Genomic DNA, 17,182 nt, shown 5'->3' with positions numbered 1-17,182 from the left:
CACCCCGGCAGACGTGGCCGCCCACCTCGGCAAGTACGGCAGCCGACCCCCATCAGAGATCAAACCAGCATGTTGATTCTCTGCGAGCCCTTACGGCCTGGTGCGCGATAGAGAGCGGATCAGCGAGCGGCGTCAGGCGGCTTCGAATCCAAGGCGGAGGACGGAGGCGACGCGGAGCGTCGTCGACTGACGACAACGCCGGAGGCGGAGTCGCCTGACGCCGGGAGCCCGCTCGCTATCGCGCACCAGGCCGTTACAGCGCCTGCGGGAAAGCGAAGAGGCGCTCGGGGTCGTACTGCTTCTTCACCCGGGCGAGCCGGTCGGCCGCCGTTCCGTAGTACGCCTGCCGCCAGTCGGTCAGCGTCGGGTCCGTGTAGTTCTGGTACGCCGCCCCGGACGCATACCGCCGCAGCACGCCGTGGGTGTTTTTCAGCCAGTCCTGCTGGGCCGTCCCCGCCGTGCCGGGTCGCCAGGCGGCGATGTACTGGGCGAGCATCCGTGAGCGGCGGTGGACGAACGCCGTCGCCCGCGGGTCGACCCGGTTGATCGCCCCGCCGAGCGCGGTGAGCGCGATCGATCCGCCGCCGCCGCTCGGGGTCACGCTGATCCGGGTGAACGCCTCGGTCCGGTCGAGCAGGGCCCGTATGCCCGTCGGGGACAGGGAGTGGTCGAAGAAGTCGGACGCGGCGGCGTAGGTCTCGCGCTGGAGCGCGCCCTGCGAGGTACGGCCGGGTGTCGTACCCGGCAGCCGGCACTGCGCGGCGCTGAGGCCGGAGCAGCCCGCGTACACCAGCATTGCCTCCTCGTAGCCGCGGCGGCGCAGCGACACCGAGGACGCCGGTGCGCCGATCCGGTCGGCGAGACGGTCGACGGCGTTCTGGAGGTCGCCGTAGGTCCCCAGGCTGAACGCGGCGACCGACACGGTCGGGTTCCCGCCGCCCGGTCCCGCGGCGAGATGCACGGAGGACCAGATCTCGTCCGGCTGGTCCGGGCCCCACTTCTGCCAGGCGGCGATGACGGACCGGGCGCGCGACCACGGCCACGACATGTACGCGGTGACGGTCTGTGGGGCCGGGCGGGTGCGGAATGTCAGCTCGGTGACCACGCCGAAGTTGCCGTTGCCCGCGCCGCGCAGCGCCCAGAAGAGGTCGGGGTGGTGCTTGGCGTCGGCGGTCACTGTCCTGCCGTCAGCGGTGACGAGCGTTGCCGCGGTGAGGCTGTCGCAGGTCAGGCCGTACGCGCGGGACGCGACGCCGTGGCCGCCGCCGAGCGTGAGACCGGAGATGCCGACCGTGGGGCAGGAGCCTCCGGGGATCGTCAGCCCGTGCCGGGCAAGACCCCGGTAGACGTCGATGAGTTTGGCGCCCGCACCGACGGTGCCGTCCCGGTCGACCCGGGAGAGTGACGAGACGTCAATGACCAGGCGCCCGTTGCCGCTCGACCAGCCCGCATAGGAGTGGCCGCCGCTGCGGATCGAGACGGGGGTGGAGCTGCGGCGGGCGAAAGCCAGGCACTCACGGATGTCCGCCTCGTGCTGGACGTAGGCGACGGCTGCTGGTTTCAGGCCGTCGAAACGGGTGTTGTAGAGCTGGCGGGCCGTCCGGTACGCCGCGTCCTCGGGGCGCACGAGGATGCCGTCGAGGCTCTTGGCCAGGGCGGGCCAGTTCGCCTTGCCGGTTGTGGCGGACGGTGAGCCGGCTGATGCGGGCGACGTGCGGGTGGTGGTGGCCGCGGTGGCGGCTGAGGAACCCGTGCCGGTGCCTCTGCAGGCGGTGACCGTGGCGCCGGCCAGGGCTGTTGCCGCGCCCGCGGTGAGCAGGGTGCGGCGGTTCAGTAGGTTCATCGGGCCTCCGGGTCATGGCCTCGCGGGCCGATCGGTCGGGCGACCGTCGGGTGGATCGGTTGTCGGTGATCCGTGATCAGCGGGCGGTGCGGTGTTGCTCGGCGTCGGTGCGGGCGCGGTCGCGGGAGCGACGGGCCGGGCCGGTCCACCCGCATCCGCAGCGGGCGATGCAGAACGAGCCGCGTTCGATGGTGAAGGGCTCGTGGGCGGGGGGCGTCGGCGGGGTGGCGGGAGCGGTCGGCGTGACCTCCGCGGTGTGTTGGTCGTACACGCGTCCACGGTACTGGGGACGGGCACCCGTCCGTGGGGCCCATGAGGACGGCGTGACGGCGGACACGGGTGGTCGTTATGCGGGGCGGGTGGGGGGCTCGGGCAAGCGGTACGTCGTTGAGGGTTGGCAGGCGATGGTGGTGCAGCAGCACAGGTCCGGAAGCGGGGCGCGCGCTGTCTGCGCCCTCGCCGTGGTGGGCGTGATGGCGGCGGCCGCCGGATGCTCGGACAGCGGTGGCCGGGGCGGGACCGACGCCGGCGGCCGGAGCGTGGTGGACGAGCGGGGCGGGGGCGATTCCCTCGATGTGATCCACCGGGCGGCCGCGGTGCTCGCCGGGACAGGGGGCGGGAACCGGCCAGGGAGCCGGGACGTCGCCGGGAGCGCCGAGGTGCGTACGTCGATGGAGACCGCGGCAGGCGGGACGCGGGTGACGATCACCGGCCGGGGGGCGTACGACTTCCGCAGGCAGCTCGGCCGGCTCACCGTGGTGCTGCCGAAGGACGCCGCGGGCGAGTACGAACACGGCCCCATCACCGAACTCCTCGCCCCCGGTGCGCTCTACATGAAGAACCGTGGTGCCGGAGTTCCCGCAGGCAAGTGGGTCAGGGTCGATACGACGGCCCTGGAGGACGGCAATCTCGTCACGGGCGGGGTCACCGATCCCATGGCGGCCGCCGAACTGCTGCGCGGGGCGGACAAGGTGACGTATGTCGGGGAGAGCGAGCTCGCCGGGGTCATGGTCCGGCACTACCGGGGGACCGCGGACCTCGGACGGGCGGCGCGGGCCGCCTCGCCGCGATCGCGTGGCGCACTGGCCGCGGCGGCGAAGGGGTTCCGCACGGATGCGGTGCCGTTCGACGCGTATCTGGACGAGGCGGGGCGGCTGCGGAAGGTGCGGCACCGGTTCAGTTTCGCCAACGAGGGACCGGCGGTGCAGGTGGTGTCGACGACGCTGCTGTTCGGGTTCGGGGTGCCCGTGAATATGCACCTTCCGGACGATCGCGACATTTACACCGGTCGGATCGAGCAGGGGCAGCGGTAGCGGCCGGCCGGGCGCGTAGGCATCCGGCGGGGCCGAAATGGTCCGTCCGTGCCATGCGCGGCGCGTGGTCCGCTCCCTACGCTAGGAAGTCGGCGACGGCAGTGAGAGGTGACGTACGTGGTGACGCTCAGCACTCGGACCGTTCAGGACCATGTGGCCCTCGCCGAGATCGAGCTGTGCGGTGAGCTGATGATCGCGGCGTCGTCCGCGATCGGCGAACGGCTCAGTGCGGACCGTATCGACGAGGTGCTCAACGTCGGGGCGGGCACCGAACACACCGCCGTCCCCCGGCAGTGTGACCACCGGGGATGACGGGCGGAGGCGCACGTCAGGCGGCGCCTCGGACGGTGCCCCACGCCGTGCGACCGCCCGCGGTGCTGCCTCAGGTGCGGAGCAGGCGGGCGATGGCCTTCGTGGCTTCCTCGACCTTCGCGTCGATCTCCTCGCCGCCCTTGACCGCCGCGTCGGCGACGCAGTGGCGCAGATGCTCCTCGAGGAGCTGCAGCGCGAACGACTGGAGGGCCTTGGTGGACGCCGAGACCTGCGTGAGTATGTCGATGCAGTAGACGTCCTCGTCGACCATCCGCTGCAGACCACGGATCTGGCCCTCGATCCGGCGCAGCCGCTTGACGTGGTCGGCCTTCTGGTGGTGGTAGCCGTGTATGCCGCGGTCGTGGTCGGTGAGGATCTCCGCCGTTTCCTCGGTGGGTTCCGTCGCCTCTGTGGTGGTCATTGCTGCCTCCCGTTTTCCCTTTGCCCTGCGCTTTATATACCCCGGGTGGGTATATTCTAACGAATTCAGCTGAACCGTGACCGGGGGCCCGTGCTGATCACACTGTTCGATGCGCGACACTGAAGAATGCCGGTTAGCCGTGGCCGGATGATGCGCCTAGCATCAGCCTGACCGAAACCAAAGCATCCCGAGGACCCCACGTGCGCTTTCGTCTGACCCCCAGGGAGACGAGCTTCTACGACATGTTCTCCGCATCCGCGGACAACATCGTCACGGGCTCGAAACTCCTCATGGAACTGCTCGGGGCGGACTCTGCCTCCCGAGTCGAGATCGCGGAACGTATGCGGGCAGCGGAGCACGCAGGGGACGATGCGACCCACGCGATCTTCCACCAGCTGAACTCCTCTTTCATCACGCCGTTCGACCGCGAGGACATTTACAACCTCGCATCGTCGCTCGACGACATCATGGACTTCATGGAGGAGGCCGTCGACCTGGTCGTGCTGTACCAGATCGAAGAACTCCCCAAGGGCGTCGAGCAGCAGATCGAGGTGCTGGCGCGGGCGGCCGAGCTGACCGCCGAGGCGATGCCCAACCTGCGCACGATGGACAACCTCACCGAGTACTGGATCGAGGTCAACCGTCTGGAGAACCAGGCCGACCAGATCCACCGCAAGCTGCTCGCCCATCTCTTCAACGGCAAGTACGACGCCATTGAGGTGCTGAAGCTCAAGCAGATCGTGGATGTGCTGGAAGAGGCGGCCGATGCGTTCGAGCACGTCGCCAACACGGTGGAGACCATTGCGGTCAAGGAGTCCTGAACCACGTGGACACCTTTGCGCTGATCGTGACCATCGGTGTCGCGCTCGGCTTCACCTACACGAACGGCTTCCACGACTCGGCGAACGCCATCGCCACCTCGGTCTCCACCCGGGCGCTGACCCCGCGGGCGGCCCTGGCCATGGCCGCGGTGATGAACCTCGCCGGTGCCTTCCTGGGTCAGGGAGTCGCCAAGACCGTCAGTGAGGGCCTGATCGCGACGCCCCAGGGGCAGAAGGGGATGGGAATCCTCTTCGCCGCCCTTGTCGGCGCGATCATCTGGAACCTCGTCACCTGGTATTTCGGTCTGCCCTCGTCGTCCTCGCACGCGCTGTTCGGCGGCATGGTCGGAGCGGCGCTGGCCGGCGGAACGCTGGTGCACTGGAACGGGGTGCTCGACAAGATCGTCATCCCGATGTTCGTCTCGCCGGTCGTCGGTCTGGTCGTGGGCTATCTGGTGATGGTCACGATCATGTGGCTGTTCCGGAAGACCAACCCGCACAAGGCCAAGCGCGGATTCCGCATAGCGCAGACGGTCTCGGCGGCGGGCATGGCGCTCGGGCACGGTCTGCAGGACGCGCAGAAGACGATGGGCATCGTGGTGATGGCGCTGGTCATCGCCGATGTCGAGAGCCCGAGCGCCCCGATTCCGGTCTGGGTGAAGCTCGTCTGCGCGCTGATGCTCTCGCTGGGTACGTACGCGGGAGGCTGGCGGATCATGCGGACGCTCGGCCGGAAGATCATCGAGCTGGACCCGCCGCAGGGATTCGCCGCGGAGACGACCGGGGCGTCGATCATGTTCGGCTCGGCCTATCTGTTCCACGCGCCCATCTCCACGACGCATGTGATCACCTCGGCGATCATGGGTGTGGGGGCCACGAAGCGGGTCAACGCAGTGCGGTGGGGGGTCGCGAAGAACATCATCCTCGGGTGGTTCATCACGATGCCGGCCGCGGCACTGGTCGCTGCCGCGAGTTACGGGGTCGTTGTTCTGCTGTTCGGGTGAGCGGGTGGACTTCGTCCCCAGCTGCCGGACGGGTCTGAGACGCCCCCGCGGGCTTGAAGTGAAAGGGGTCCGCCCCCGCTCCCTTGTGAGGAGCGGGGGCGGACCCTTTGCCTTGAGGGTGGCACCGCCATGCAGCACCCCAAAGGCTGTCTGTGAACGGGGCCGGTTCGCCGGAGGGGTGTGGTGGGTTCGCCGGTGGAAACCCACCACCAGCAGTTACCACCCACGCCCCCGGCCCGGGCCGACCCCGTACCCGGGTGACCTGGTCACCCGAATCGGCCGGAGATGTAGTCCTCCGTAGCCTGGACCGACGGGTTGGAGAAGATACGTGCCGTCTCGTCTATCTCCACGAGCTTGCCGGGCTTGCCGACCGCCGCGAGGTTGAAGAACGCCGTGCGGTCCGAGACGCGGGCCGCCTGCTGCATGTTGTGCGTCACGATGACGATCGTGAAGCGCTCCTTCAGCTCGCCGATCAGGTCCTCGATGGCGAGGGTGGAGATCGGGTCCAGGGCGGAGCACGGTTCGTCCATCAGCAGCACATCCGGCTCGACCGCGATCGCACGGGCGATGCACAGGCGCTGCTGCTGACCGCCGGAGAGGCCGGAGCCGGGCTTGTTCAGGCGGTCCTTGACCTCGTTCCAGAGGTTGGCGCCACGGAGAGACTTTTCCACGACGTCCGCCAGCTGGCTCTTCTTGTACGAACCGTTCAGCTTCAGGCCCGCCGCGACATTGTCGAAGATCGACATGGTCGGGAAGGGGTTCGGCCGCTGGAAGACCATGCCGACCGTGCGGCGCACGGTGACCGGGTCGACGTTGGCCCCGTACAGGTCCTCGTCGTCCAGCAGGACCTTGCCCTCGACGCGGCCACCGGGGGTGACCTCGTGCATCCGGTTCAGCGTGCGCAGGAAGGTGGACTTGCCGCAGCCGGACGGGCCGATGAAGGCGGTCACGGAGCGGGGCTCCACGGTCATCGAGATGTCCTCGATGGCGAGGTGGGAGCCGTAATAGGCGGACAGACCGCTGACGTCGATGCGCTTGGCCATCTGAATCACTGCTTCTTTCGTGCCGCGGTCAGCGGCCGGTCTTCGGGGCCTTCCAGCGGGCGATGCCGCGGGCCACCAGGTTGAGGATCATGACGAAGGCGATCAGGACCAGAGCGGCGGCCCAGGCGCGGTCGTACGACGCCTCGCTGCCGATCTTGTACTGCTCCCAGATGTAGAAGGGGAGCGACGACTGCGCGCCTTCGAAGGGGTTGGTGTTGATCAGCTGGCTGCCGAAGACCAGCAGCATGATCGGTGCGGTCTCGCCGGCGATCCGGGCGATCGCGAGCATCACACCGGTGGTGATGCCGCCGATCGCGGTGGGCAGGACCACCTTCAGGATGGTGCGCCACTTGGGGACGCCGAGGGCGAGTGATGCCTCGCGGAGCTCGTTCGGGACGAGCTTGAGCATCTCCTCCGTGGAGCGGACCACGACCGGGATCATCAGGATCGTGAGCGCCAGCGAACCCATCAGGCCGGACGGCTGGAGCTGCGCGATCAGCATGATCGACAGGATGAAGAGACCGGCGACGATGGACGGGATACCGGTCATGACGTCGACGAAGAACGTCACGGCCTTGGCGAGCGCGCCCTTGCCGTACTCCACCAGGTAGACGGCGGTCAGCAGGCCGATCGGGGCGGAGATCAAGGTGGCGAGGCCGACCTGCTCCAGGGTGCCGATCAAGGCGTGGTAGACACCGCCGCCCGGCGCCATGCCGAGCACACCCGCCATGGAGTGGGTGAGGAAGTAGAAGTCCAGGACCTTGGCGCCACGGCTGACCGTGGTCCAGACCAGCGAGGCCAGCGGCACGACGGCGAGGAGGAAGCACACCCAGACGACGCTGGTGGCGAGCCGGTCCTTGGCCTGGCGCTGGTTCTCGACGACCGACGTCGTGACGTACGAGATGACGACGAAGAGCACCGCGGAGAACAAGCCCCACTGGATGTGGCTCTGCCAGCCCGCCGCCGCGCCGATGCCGACGCCGAGCACGATCGAGGCGCCCGCGAAGGCGGCCGGGGCCCAGCGGGGGAGCGCCCTGCTGCTGAGACTGTTCCGGGAAGCGGTTGCCGTGGGGGCGGGGCGCTCCTGTATGCCGGTGTTGGCTGCGTGGCTCATGCGTTGGCCCCCGAGTACTCCTTGCGGCGGGCGATGATGAGCCGGGCCGCGCCGTTGACCAGCAGGGTGAGGATGAAGAGGACGAGGCCGGAGGCGATCAGGGCGTCGCGGCCGAACTGGTCGGCCTCGTCGAACTTCGCGGCGATGTTCTGGGCGAACGTTCCGCCGCCGGGGTTGAGCACATGCGCGGAGATGACGAAGCTCGGCGACAGGACCGTGGCGACGGCCATCGTCTCGCCGAGTGCGCGGCCCAGGCCCAGCATCGACGCGGAGATCACGCCGGAGCGGCCGAAGGGCAGCACCGAGAGGCGGATGACTTCCCAGCGGGTGGCGCCGAGCGCGAGGGCGGCTTCCTCGTTCATCCTCGGGACTTGGAGGAAGACCTCGCGGCTGACGCTCGTCACGATCGGCAGAATCATGATCGCGAGCAGGATGCCGACGGTGAAGAGCGAGCGGGCGACGCCGACCTCGGTCTTGTCCAGGACGTACGTCCAGCCGAAGAACTGGTCGAGCCAGAGGTTCAGTCCCTCCAGGTACGGGACCAGGAAGAGTGCGCCCCAGATGCCGTACACGATGCTCGGCACTGCCGCGAGCAGATCGACGACGTACGCGAGGGGTGCGGCCAGCTTGCGCGGCGCGTAGTGCGAGATGAAGAGGGCGATACCGACAGCGATCGGAACCGCGATGACCATCGCGATGATCGAGCTGACGATCGTGCCGAAGAGCAGGACCGCGATACCGAAGACCGGCTTGTCGCCGACCGGGTTCCAGTCCAGCGTGGTGAAGAAGTTGCCCTGGTCCTTGGAGATGGCGAGGGTCGAGCGATACGTGAGAAACACGGCGATCGACGCCATGATCACGAGCAGCAGAATGCCTGCGCCCCGCGAGAGGCCCAGGAAGATTTTGTCGCCCGCGCGTCCGGCGGCTTTGGGCCTGGCGCGCTTGCGCTGCACCGGGGGCACCGGTGGCGTGTCTATCGGTGTGGTGGAAGCCATGGTCTTTCCGGTCTGTGTGGGGGAGCGATGTGCTCCCCTGGCGGCGGTGCACCGGATGGGGGGTGGTGCCGACGGGCCGGTCCGGAGGGGTGCACCGGGCCGGCCTGTCGGGTGTTGCTGGTGGAGCTGGGTTTCAGCTGGTGTTACGGGTGTTGCTTCTGGTTACGAGAGGGACGCGATGGTCTCGCGGACCTTGGCGTTGATCTCGGTCGGGATCGGCGCGTAACCGGCGTCGGTGAGGACCTTCTGACCCTCGTCACTCGCGGTGTAGTTCAGGAAGGACTTGACCGTGGGAAGCGTCTCGGCCTTGTTGCCCGAGTCGCAGACGACCTCGTAGGTCACCAGGACGATCGGGTATGCACCCTCGGCCTTGGTCGTGTAGTCGAGGTCGAGCGCCAGGTCCTTGCCGGTGCCCTTGATCTTGGCGGCGGCGATGGCCTTGGAGGCGTTCTCCGGGGTGGCCTTGACCGGGGCGGAGCCACCGGTGTTGATGTCGACCGTGGAGATGGACTGCGACGAGGCGTACGAGAGCTCGAAGTAACCGATCGAGCCGTCGACCTGCTTCACCTGGGCGGCGACACCGGCCGAGCCGGACGCGGCCTGGCCACCCGGGGCCGGCCACTTCTTCTCGGGCTCGTACTTCCAGTCGTTCGGGGCGGTGGCGGCGAGGTACTTGCCGAGGTTCTGCGTGGTGCCGGAGTCCTCGGAGCGGTGGAAGGCCTGGATCGCCTTGTCCGGAAGCTTCGCGCCCTTGTTGAGCTTGGCGATCGCCGGGTCGTTCCACTTCTTGATCTTGCCGTCGAAGATCTTGGCGAGCGTGGGGGCGTCCAGCGTCAGGCTGTCGACACCCTCGAGGTGGAAGCCGATCGCGATGGGGCCGCCGACCATCGGGAGGTTGATGCCCTGGCCGGTCTTGCAGATCTTCTTCGAGTCCGCGACCTCTTCGGGCTTCAGCGCCGAGTCGGAGCCGGCGAAGCCGACCGTGCCCTGGTTGAAGGCGATGATGCCTTCACCGGAGGACGACGACTTGTAGTTGATCTCTACGCCCTTGCAGCCCGCCATGTAGTCCTTGACCCAGAGGTCCATGGCGTTCTTCTGCGCGCTGGAGCCGGAGGCGAGGAGCTGGCCCTTGGCGTCGTCGCACTTGATGTTCGACGCGGCGCTCGTCTTCTCGCCGCTGCCGCCCGTGCTGCTGCCGCTGTTGTTGTCCGAACCGCACGCCGTGAGGACCAGGGCGCTGGAGACGGCGAGGGCACCGAGCGCGGTGGCACGAAGCCGGTTCTTGCGCTGAAGCTTCACTTTCGGGTTTTTCCTTCCAGGAGCCGCCGAGGTCTTGTTCGTTCTACGACGGCGTGCGAGGTGATGGGTGGTGCAGCGTCTCGCCGCGCACCGTGCACTGCTGAAATTAGGCAGAACAGGTGAAGTGGCTTACGGGAGAGAGTGAACAGGAGGTGAACCGTGGCGGGCGGCCTGGTTCTCGCCCCCGTGGCGTGGGGCGCCTGGGCGGGGTGGGCTTGCCGTGTCCGGCGGGTTCGGGCCCACGGGGTGGGCGGTTCCGTCCTCAAGCGCCGGACGGGCTGGGGTGTCCGCCTGGCCCCCGATGGCGCCGTCGCCTGCCCGTTGGGTGGTGGTCCGGGGCCCCTCCGGGGTGTCTCCTCAAACGACGAACGTTCGGCGGATACGCGGGGAAGACCGGGTATCCGTTCGTCGTCCTGCGGGGACTCCCCTGCACGGCCCCGGACCGGCCGTCCCGCGTGAGCGGCCCGGTGTGTCTTCCTGTCACGACCGCCGGGTCGCGGACGCGGACGATACGGGGGTGGGGCCGTGCAGGGGAGTCCCCGCAGGGGCTGGCGTACGTGCCGGGCTCGTCCGCGGTGCCGGCTTCCGCGCCAGTCCCGAGGAGACGCCCCGGAGGGGCCCCACCCGCCCCACCACCCGGCAGACGCAGCGGCACCCCCGGGGGCACGGCGCCGACAATCAAGCCCGTCCGGCGATTGAGGACGGAACCCCCGCCCCGGACCCGGGCACGAGAACCGCACCGCCCGTCGGGGCACCCCGCACGTGGTCACCCGCTGATCAGCAGTGCGTCCAGCAGATCGCGGTCGCGGGGCTGGGTCAGGTGGGTGCGGGCCGCTTCCGGGGGGAGCCAGACGATGCGGTCCACCTCGTCGTTGGGGACGAATACGCCGTCCGTCGCCTCGGCCGCCCAGTACAGGACTTCCTTGGGGCGGCCGTTCGCGAGGTACCGGACCGTGGGCAGCGGGGGCCCCGGTGTGCAGTGGTGGCCGGTCTCCTCCAGAACCTCGCGCACAGCGGCGTCGATGGCCGGCTCGCCGCGCTTGAGCTTGCCCTTCGGATGTGACCAGTCGTCGTAACGGGGCCGGTGGACCAGGCAGATCTCGAGCTCCCCGGAGTGCTCCGACCGGCGCCACAGCACACACCCCGCGGCCTGTACGAGCCCGCCGCTCATGGCGCGGTCACAGCCGCCGTCGTGTACGGCCAGGCCTCCCGGAACGCCCCGCGGGCCGCCTCCACCTCGTGCCGCTGGTCGGCGTGGAGCACCCCCAGGGCGTAGGCGGTGGCCGGCGCGATTCTCGGCGTACGGGCCGCCGATGCCGCTGCCGCGGCTGCCTCCGCCGCGTCCCGGTGCAGGTCGAGCGCGTGTCCGGGGGCAGCCAGGACCGGGTCGGGGGCGCCGCGTACCACCTCGTGGGCGTACCGGTGCAGTCGTAGCAGAAGGCGGGCCTGGTGCCAGGGCGCGTCGTGCGCCTCGTTGTACGGCTCGACCATCTCGTCGGACGGGAGCGTGGCCACCGCACCGAGCAGCCGCTGCTCGGCCCGGTCCGCGGGCCCGTGCAGCATCTCGGCGGCCGGGGCCGTGGCCGCGGTGGAGAGCGGGACCTCGGAGGCGAGCAGGGCGACCGCGTCGGCGACCGCGTGGAATCGGGACGAGCCGAGCGCCTGGAGGGCCGCCGAGTGGGCGCGGGTCCTGGCGAGGGTGAGCTGCCGTTCGAGAAGCGCCCCTGCCCTGGCCGCACCGACGCCGAGTGCGGCGCGTTCCTTGGCCTGTGCGGCGTCGTGCTGGGTGACATCGAGGTCGGTGCCGGGGGCGGTCCACTGGGTGCGGGGCGGCGGCGAGGTGCCGGACAGGACGTGCAGCGCTTCGACGAGCCGGGTCAGCCGGGTCGCGTACGCGTGCTCGCGGGCCAGCGTGCCCGAGAGCCAGGCCAGTTCCGTACGGAGCTGCTCGGCCCAGCCGGGTTCGAGTGCCGACCGGAAGGTGTGCAGGGTGCCGCTGATGCGGCGGGCCGAGCTGCGCAGTGCACCGGCGGCCTGCTCGGCGGCGAGTGTCCCGGCGTCCGTGGGGGCGCTGTTCTCGCGGTGCAGGCGCAGGCTGCGAAGGAAGTTCGCGGCCTGTTCCTGCAGGTAGGGGGCGAGGACAGCGCCCGCGGACACGTCCGTCCGGGTCGTCGTCTGGTGGTCAGGGCGTCGCACGCCGGCGCCTCCGGGCGTCAATGAGCATTTCCTGTACGTGCCGCAGCGGCTGGCCGTCCGCGTCCGTGGCGTGCCGGTTCCAGTTCCCGTCGGGACCGAGGTGCCAGGACGAGGTGGTGTCGGCCATACCGGTCTCCAGGAGCCGGCTGAGCGCGGCACGGTGGGCGGGATCGGTGACCCGGACCAGTGCTTCGATCCGGCGGTCGAGGTTGCGGTGCATCATGTCGGCGCTGCCGAACCACACTTCGGGTTCGCCGCCGTTGCCGAACGAGAAGACCCGGGAGTGTTCGAGGAAGCGGCCCAGTATCGAGCGGACCCGGATGTTCTCGGAGAGGCCGGCGACGCCGGGGCGGATCGCGCAGATGCCGCGTACCCAGATGTCCACCGGAACGCCCGCCTGGGCGGCCCGGTAGCAGGCGTCGATGATCGCTTCGTCGACCATCGAGTTGACCTTGAACCGTACGTAGGCGGGGCGACCGGCCCGCTGGTGCGCGATCTCCTTGTTTATCCGGGAGATCAGCCCGTCACGCAGGGACTTGGGGGCGACAAGGAGGCGGCGGTACGTCTCGCGGCGGGAGTAGCCGGAGAGCCGGTTGAAGAGGTCGGAGAGGTCCGCCCCGACCTGCGGGTCGGCGGTCAGCAGGCCGATGTCCTCGTACAGCCGCGCGGTCTTGGGGTGGTAGTTGCCGGTGCCGACGTGCGAGTAGCGGCGCAGCGTGTCGCCTTCCTGGCGGACGACGAGGGAGAGCTTGCAGTGCGTCTTCAGCCCGACGAGGCCGTAGACCACATGACAGCCCGCCTCCTCCAGCTTGCGTGCCCACTTGATGTTGGCCTGCTCGTCGAAGCGGGCCTTGATCTCGACAAGCACGAGGACCTGCTTGCCGGACTCGGCGGCGTCGATCAGGGCGTCGACTATCGGCGAGTCGCCCGAGGTCCGGTACAGCGTCTGCTTGATCGCGAGCACGTCCGGGTCGCTCGCCGCCTGCTCCAGGAACGCCTGGACGGAGGTGGAGAACGAGTCGTACGGGTGGTGCAGCAGCACATCGCGTTCGCGCAGCGCGGCGAAGACATCGGGCGCCGAGGAGGACTCGACCTCGGAGAGATCGCGGTGGGTTCCCGCGATGAACCTGGGGTACTTCAGCTCCGGGCGGTCCAGTGACGCGATGCCGAACAGCCCGGTGAGGTCGAGCGGTCCGGGCAGCGGGTAGACCTCGGCGTCGGACACCTTCAGCTCGCGGACCAGCAGGTCGAGCACGTACGGGTCGATGGACTCCTCGACCTCCAGACGCACCGGCGGGCCGAAGCGCCGCCGCATGAGCTCCTTCTCCAGGGCCTTGAGCAGGTTCTCGGCGTCGTCCTCCTCGACTTCGAGGTCCTCGTTCCGGGTGACCCGGAACATGTGGTGGGCGAGGACCTCCATGCCGGGGAAGAGTTCTTCCAGATGCGCCGCGATGACATCCTCGATGGGCACGTAGCGCTGCGGTGATGCCTCCAGGAACCGGGTCAGCAGCGGCGGCACCTTGACGCGGGCGAAGTGGCGGTGGCCGCTGACCGGGTTGCGTACGACGACCGCGAGGTTGAGCGAGAGGCCCGAGATGTACGGGAACGGGTGCGCCGGGTCGACGGCCAGCGGCGTCAGTACGGGGAAGACCCGCTGCCGGAAGAAGGTGAACAGGCGGGCCTGTTCCTTCTCGGCCAGCTCCGGCCAGCGGATCAGCTGGATGCCCTCGTCGGACAGTGCGGGCGCGATGTCCTGCTGGTAGCAGGCGGCGTGCCGGGCCATGAGTTCGCGGGACCGTGTCCAGATCAGGTCGAGGACCTCGCGGGGCTGCAGACCGGACGCGGAGCGGGTGGCGACGCCGGTGGCGATACGGCGCTTGAGGCCGGCCACCCGGACCATGAAGAACTCGTCCAGGTTAGAGGCGAAGATCGCGAGGAAATTCGCTCGTTCGAGGAGAGGTGTCGCCGGGTCCTCGGCGAGCTCCAGCACCCGTTCATTGAATGCGAGCCAACTGCGCTCCCGGTCCAGGAAGCGGCCCTGCGGCAGCTCGCTGCCGTCGACGTCGGGTTCGTACACGTCCACGTCGGCGTCGAGGTCGGGATCGAGGTCGGCGGCCATGGAAAGACCGGCTCCCGCGTATTTCGGGGATGCGACGGCGTGGGGCCGGTGCGCGACGAGAGAGCCGACCGACGGCTGTGCGGCGGGCTGGACCGGGACCTCGGAGCTGGGCGACTGGCTCATGGCCCTATTGTTCCGCGCGGGAGGCTTCAGGGGCGCGTCGGAAGGGGCGGAGATCGCGGAAAACCCCGGGTCTCTGCCGGTTTTTCTCCCGTTGCGGGGGGTCGGCACAGCTGGCTGCATCCTGAGAGGGTCGCAAGCGCGTCTGAATGGGCGGTAACGGCGACATGACGTGCAGGAAGCGGTGTGCGGTGCGGGTTGCGGTGTCGCGCTGCGTGTGCGGGGTCCGGGCCGCCCCCTCTGCGGCCCGGACCCCGACGATCGGGGCGGATCAGCCGTGGCGTCGGCGCAGTACCCGGAAGGCGAGGGCGACGGCAGCGGCGGCGAGGACGAGCAGGATGCCGGTCTCGACCAGCTGGAGCGGCCAGAAGTGCGAGGCGGGGTGGTAGTCGACGTAGCGGAACGCGACGTCGTGGCCGGCCAGGCAGTCCTGCAGATCGTCGGCCGAGTTCAGGCACACGTCGGCGGGCAGCCGCTTGCCTCCGGTGGTGATCCACCCCTGGCCGGTGCCGGCAGCCGCATCGGGGAATCGGTAGGCGCCATCGAACCGGAAGGTGTCCGTACGGACCGGCCACAGGCTGTTGCGTACGGTGTTCAGGGCCACGACCAGCGCGCCGTACGCGACCACCGTCACGATCATCGCGGCGACCGTGCGCCGCAGCAGAAGCGCGGCGAGCGCGCCGAAGGCGAGCATGCACAGGGCGTAGCCCACGGGGACGGTGCCCATCGCGCCATACGCCTCCCGCTCGTGCCACTCCAGCGGGTAGTGCGTTTCGTTCCGCTGCGCCCAGGCCCAGGCGGAGGCGGCGGACAGGACGGAGACTCCGGCGAGTGTCAGGAGGGCGGGCACGGCGAGTTGTGCGGCGAGCCAGCGCGCGGGTGACACGGACTGGGTCCAGGACAGCTTGTACGTGCCGCTCTCCAGCTCCCGGCCGATCACCGGACCTGCGACGAAGATGCCGATGAGGGCGGGCAGCAGGAGCATCACCAGGTCGGCGTACTGGAGCACGCGGCTGAACTCGAATTCGGTGTCGAGGAAGTGACGGACGCTGTCGCCGCAGCCCCGGGTGACCTTCTGGACCGAGCAGCCGGTGCCCGCGAACGTGTCGGAGACGGAGCTCGTCCACAGGTAGGTGCCGACTACGGCGGCGATCCCGGCGAGCGCCAGGGCCCCGATGGTCCACAGGGTCCGGCGGTGCCGGCGTACGACGACCCGGGCCGGGCCGCGCAGGCTGAGGGTGCTCATCGCGCCGCCACCGCCTCACGGGCCACGGTCTCGCCGTGCGCCGCGCTCGGCGTCAGCAGCGCGGGCGCGTCCGGTGACCGAAGGTGTGCCAGCAGCAGTTCCTCCAGTGACGGTGTCGCGATCTCCCAGACTGCGTCGTCCACCGAGCCCTCCTTCCGTACCAGTGCGGTCAGCTGCCGCCCCGTCGTGCGGGACTCGACGACGCTGTGCGGTGCCAGGTCCTGCACCGGACCCGTGAGCAGGGCGTGTGCGGCGAGGATGTCCTCCGTCTCGCCGCCGAGGCGGACCCGGCCGCCGTCGACGAGCAGGAGGTAGTCGCAGGCGCCCTCCAGCTCGGTGAGGATGTGCGAGGACATCACGATGGTGGTGGCGTGCTCGGCGGCCTCCGCCATCAGGACGCCCATCAGCTGGTGTCGGACGAGCGGGTCGAGGTCGGCCATCGGCTCGTCGAGCAGCAGCAGTTCGGCGCGCTTGCCGAGCGCGAGGGCGAGCGCGAGGCGGGTGCGCTGGCCGCCGGAGAGTGTACGGACCCTGGCGTCCCTCGGGAGGTCCCCGATGACGCGTTCGGCGGTGGCCGGGTCCCAGGTGGCGGGGTTCAGCTCGGCGCCCGCCCAGAGCGTCTCGGCGACCGTCAACTGCGGGTACAGCGGCTTGTCCTGGGCCACGAAGGCCATCCGGGTCCGCGCCTCGGCGGGTGTGGCGCCCAGGATCCGCAGGGCTCCCTCGACCGGCCGCAGGAACCCCGCGGCGAGGGAGAGCAGGGTGGACTTGCCGGCGCCGTTGGGCCCGACGAGCGCGCACACGCGCCCCGCGGGCAGCCGGAACGAGCAGTCGCGCAGCGCCCAGCCGCCGCTTTTGCGCCCGTACTTCATGCCGAGGCCGGTCGCCTCGATCGCAGCGCCTGTCATGTGCGGTTGTCCCCCTTGTACGTGCTGTCCAGTACGGCGGTGAAGAGCGCGGCCATGTCGTCGCGCTCCAGCCCCGCCGTGCGGGCCCGGCGGGCCCAGTCGGTGAGTTCTCCCCGCAGGGGTGTGTCCGTGGTGGCCGTGGTCCCGAGGGTCCGGCGCACGAATGTGCCCATCCCGCGCCGGGCCTCGACGAGACCCTCGCGCTCCAGTTCGCGGTAGGCCTTGAGCACGGTGTTCGGATTGATGGCGGTGGCCTCGACGACCTCGCGAGCGGTGGGCAGCCGGTCGCCGGGCTCAAGCAGTCCGAGGCGGAGGGCCTGTTTGGTCTGCTGGACGATCTGGAGGTACGTGGCGACGCCGCTGCGCCGGTCGATGCGGAACTCGACCGCTGCGGACTCTGCCATGTTCACCCCTTTCACTAATTGAGT

17 protein-coding genes are annotated in these 17,182 nt (G+C 69.6%); 4 read left to right on the top strand and 13 right to left on the bottom strand.

From position 1 onward, the window contains the following. Positions 1-253 precede the first annotated feature (253 nt). Positions 254-1,843, bottom strand: a complete 1,590-nt coding sequence (locus ACNPQM_RS25390) for an FAD-binding oxidoreductase (RefSeq protein WP_418085837.1) — start codon at positions 1,841-1,843, stop codon at positions 254-256. Positions 1,844-1,919: 76 nt separating this feature from the next. Beyond that, positions 1,920-2,114: a hypothetical protein gene (locus ACNPQM_RS25385; protein ID WP_358861385.1), complete on the bottom strand. Its 195-nt coding sequence runs from the start codon at positions 2,112-2,114 to the stop codon at positions 1,920-1,922. Between the two features lie 133 nt (positions 2,115-2,247). Between ACNPQM_RS25385 and ACNPQM_RS25380 the strand changes: the two genes are divergently transcribed. Continuing rightward, positions 2,248-3,156: a hypothetical protein gene (locus ACNPQM_RS25380; RefSeq protein WP_418085839.1), complete on the top strand. Its 909-nt coding sequence runs from the start codon at positions 2,248-2,250 to the stop codon at positions 3,154-3,156. Positions 3,157-3,273: 117 nt separating this feature from the next. Further along, a complete protein-coding gene (locus tag ACNPQM_RS25375) occupies positions 3,274-3,468 on the top strand; it encodes a hypothetical protein (protein WP_358861384.1) in 195 nt (64 codons plus the stop codon). 70 nt (positions 3,469-3,538) lie between these two features. Here ACNPQM_RS25375 and ACNPQM_RS25370 read toward each other — a convergent pair whose 3' ends face one another. Continuing rightward, complete coding sequence (locus ACNPQM_RS25370) at positions 3,539-3,889, bottom strand: metal-sensitive transcriptional regulator (RefSeq protein ID WP_358861383.1); 351 nt, start codon at positions 3,887-3,889, stop codon at positions 3,539-3,541. A 200-nt stretch (positions 3,890-4,089) separates the two neighbouring features. Between ACNPQM_RS25370 and ACNPQM_RS25365 the strand changes: the two genes are divergently transcribed. Both ACNPQM_RS25365 and ACNPQM_RS25360 read left to right on the top strand, forming a co-directional pair. Then, positions 4,090-4,710, top strand: a complete 621-nt coding sequence (locus ACNPQM_RS25365) for a DUF47 domain-containing protein (protein WP_266983291.1) — start codon at positions 4,090-4,092, stop codon at positions 4,708-4,710. Positions 4,711-4,715: 5 nt separating this feature from the next. Next, complete coding sequence (locus ACNPQM_RS25360; protein WP_418085836.1) at positions 4,716-5,714, top strand: anion permease; 999 nt, start codon at positions 4,716-4,718, stop codon at positions 5,712-5,714. A gap of 266 nt (positions 5,715-5,980) precedes the next feature. Here the strand turns inward: ACNPQM_RS25360 and pstB are convergent, their stop codons facing one another. The 10 genes from pstB to ACNPQM_RS25310 form a co-directional block, all read right to left on the bottom strand. Continuing rightward, complete coding sequence (pstB, locus tag ACNPQM_RS25355) at positions 5,981-6,757, bottom strand: phosphate ABC transporter ATP-binding protein PstB (RefSeq protein ID WP_418085835.1); 777 nt, start codon at positions 6,755-6,757, stop codon at positions 5,981-5,983. 28 nt (positions 6,758-6,785) lie between these two features. Beyond that, the gene (gene pstA, locus ACNPQM_RS25350; protein ID WP_418085834.1) at positions 6,786-7,871 is read right to left on the bottom strand and encodes a phosphate ABC transporter permease PstA; all 1,086 of its coding nucleotides are present in this window, start codon (positions 7,869-7,871) and stop codon (positions 6,786-6,788) included. Next, positions 7,868-8,866: a phosphate ABC transporter permease subunit PstC gene (pstC, locus tag ACNPQM_RS25345; protein WP_418085833.1), complete on the bottom strand. Its 999-nt coding sequence runs from the start codon at positions 8,864-8,866 to the stop codon at positions 7,868-7,870. The genes pstA and pstC overlap by 4 nt, the downstream gene beginning before the upstream one ends. 162 nt (positions 8,867-9,028) lie before the next feature. After that, on the bottom strand, positions 9,029-10,165 hold the full coding sequence (pstS, locus tag ACNPQM_RS25340; protein ID WP_418085832.1) for a phosphate ABC transporter substrate-binding protein PstS: 1,137 nt from the start codon (positions 10,163-10,165) through the stop codon (positions 9,029-9,031). 766 nt (positions 10,166-10,931) lie between these two features. Next, on the bottom strand, positions 10,932-11,336 hold the full coding sequence (locus ACNPQM_RS25335) for an NUDIX hydrolase (RefSeq protein WP_358860275.1): 405 nt from the start codon (positions 11,334-11,336) through the stop codon (positions 10,932-10,934). Next, on the bottom strand, positions 11,333-12,361 hold the full coding sequence (locus tag ACNPQM_RS25330) for a CHAD domain-containing protein (RefSeq protein WP_418085831.1): 1,029 nt from the start codon (positions 12,359-12,361) through the stop codon (positions 11,333-11,335). Before ACNPQM_RS25330 ends, ACNPQM_RS25335 begins: the two co-directional genes overlap by 4 nt. Further along, the gene (locus tag ACNPQM_RS25325; RefSeq protein ID WP_358860277.1) at positions 12,348-14,603 is read right to left on the bottom strand and encodes an RNA degradosome polyphosphate kinase; all 2,256 of its coding nucleotides are present in this window, start codon (positions 14,601-14,603) and stop codon (positions 12,348-12,350) included. The genes ACNPQM_RS25330 and ACNPQM_RS25325 overlap by 14 nt, the downstream gene beginning before the upstream one ends. 268 nt (positions 14,604-14,871) lie before the next feature. Further along, positions 14,872-15,846: a hypothetical protein gene (locus ACNPQM_RS25320; protein WP_418085830.1), complete on the bottom strand. Its 975-nt coding sequence runs from the start codon at positions 15,844-15,846 to the stop codon at positions 14,872-14,874. Next, positions 15,843-16,754 (bottom strand): ABC transporter ATP-binding protein, encoded by a 912-nt coding sequence (locus tag ACNPQM_RS25315; RefSeq protein WP_418085829.1) that lies wholly within the window; start codon positions 16,752-16,754, stop codon positions 15,843-15,845. The genes ACNPQM_RS25320 and ACNPQM_RS25315 overlap by 4 nt, the downstream gene beginning before the upstream one ends. Beyond that, positions 16,751-17,158 (bottom strand): GntR family transcriptional regulator, encoded by a 408-nt coding sequence (locus tag ACNPQM_RS25310; RefSeq protein WP_418085828.1) that lies wholly within the window; start codon positions 17,156-17,158, stop codon positions 16,751-16,753. The genes ACNPQM_RS25315 and ACNPQM_RS25310 overlap by 4 nt, the downstream gene beginning before the upstream one ends. Positions 17,159-17,182: the final 24 nt, after the last annotated feature.

This window comes from Streptomyces sp. NPDC056231, assembly GCF_048270745.1.
Taxonomy (GTDB): domain Bacteria; phylum Actinomycetota; class Actinomycetes; order Streptomycetales; family Streptomycetaceae; genus Streptomyces.
The sequence above is the reverse complement of the archived record's forward strand: the minus strand, read 5'-3'. Positions and strand labels throughout refer to the sequence as shown.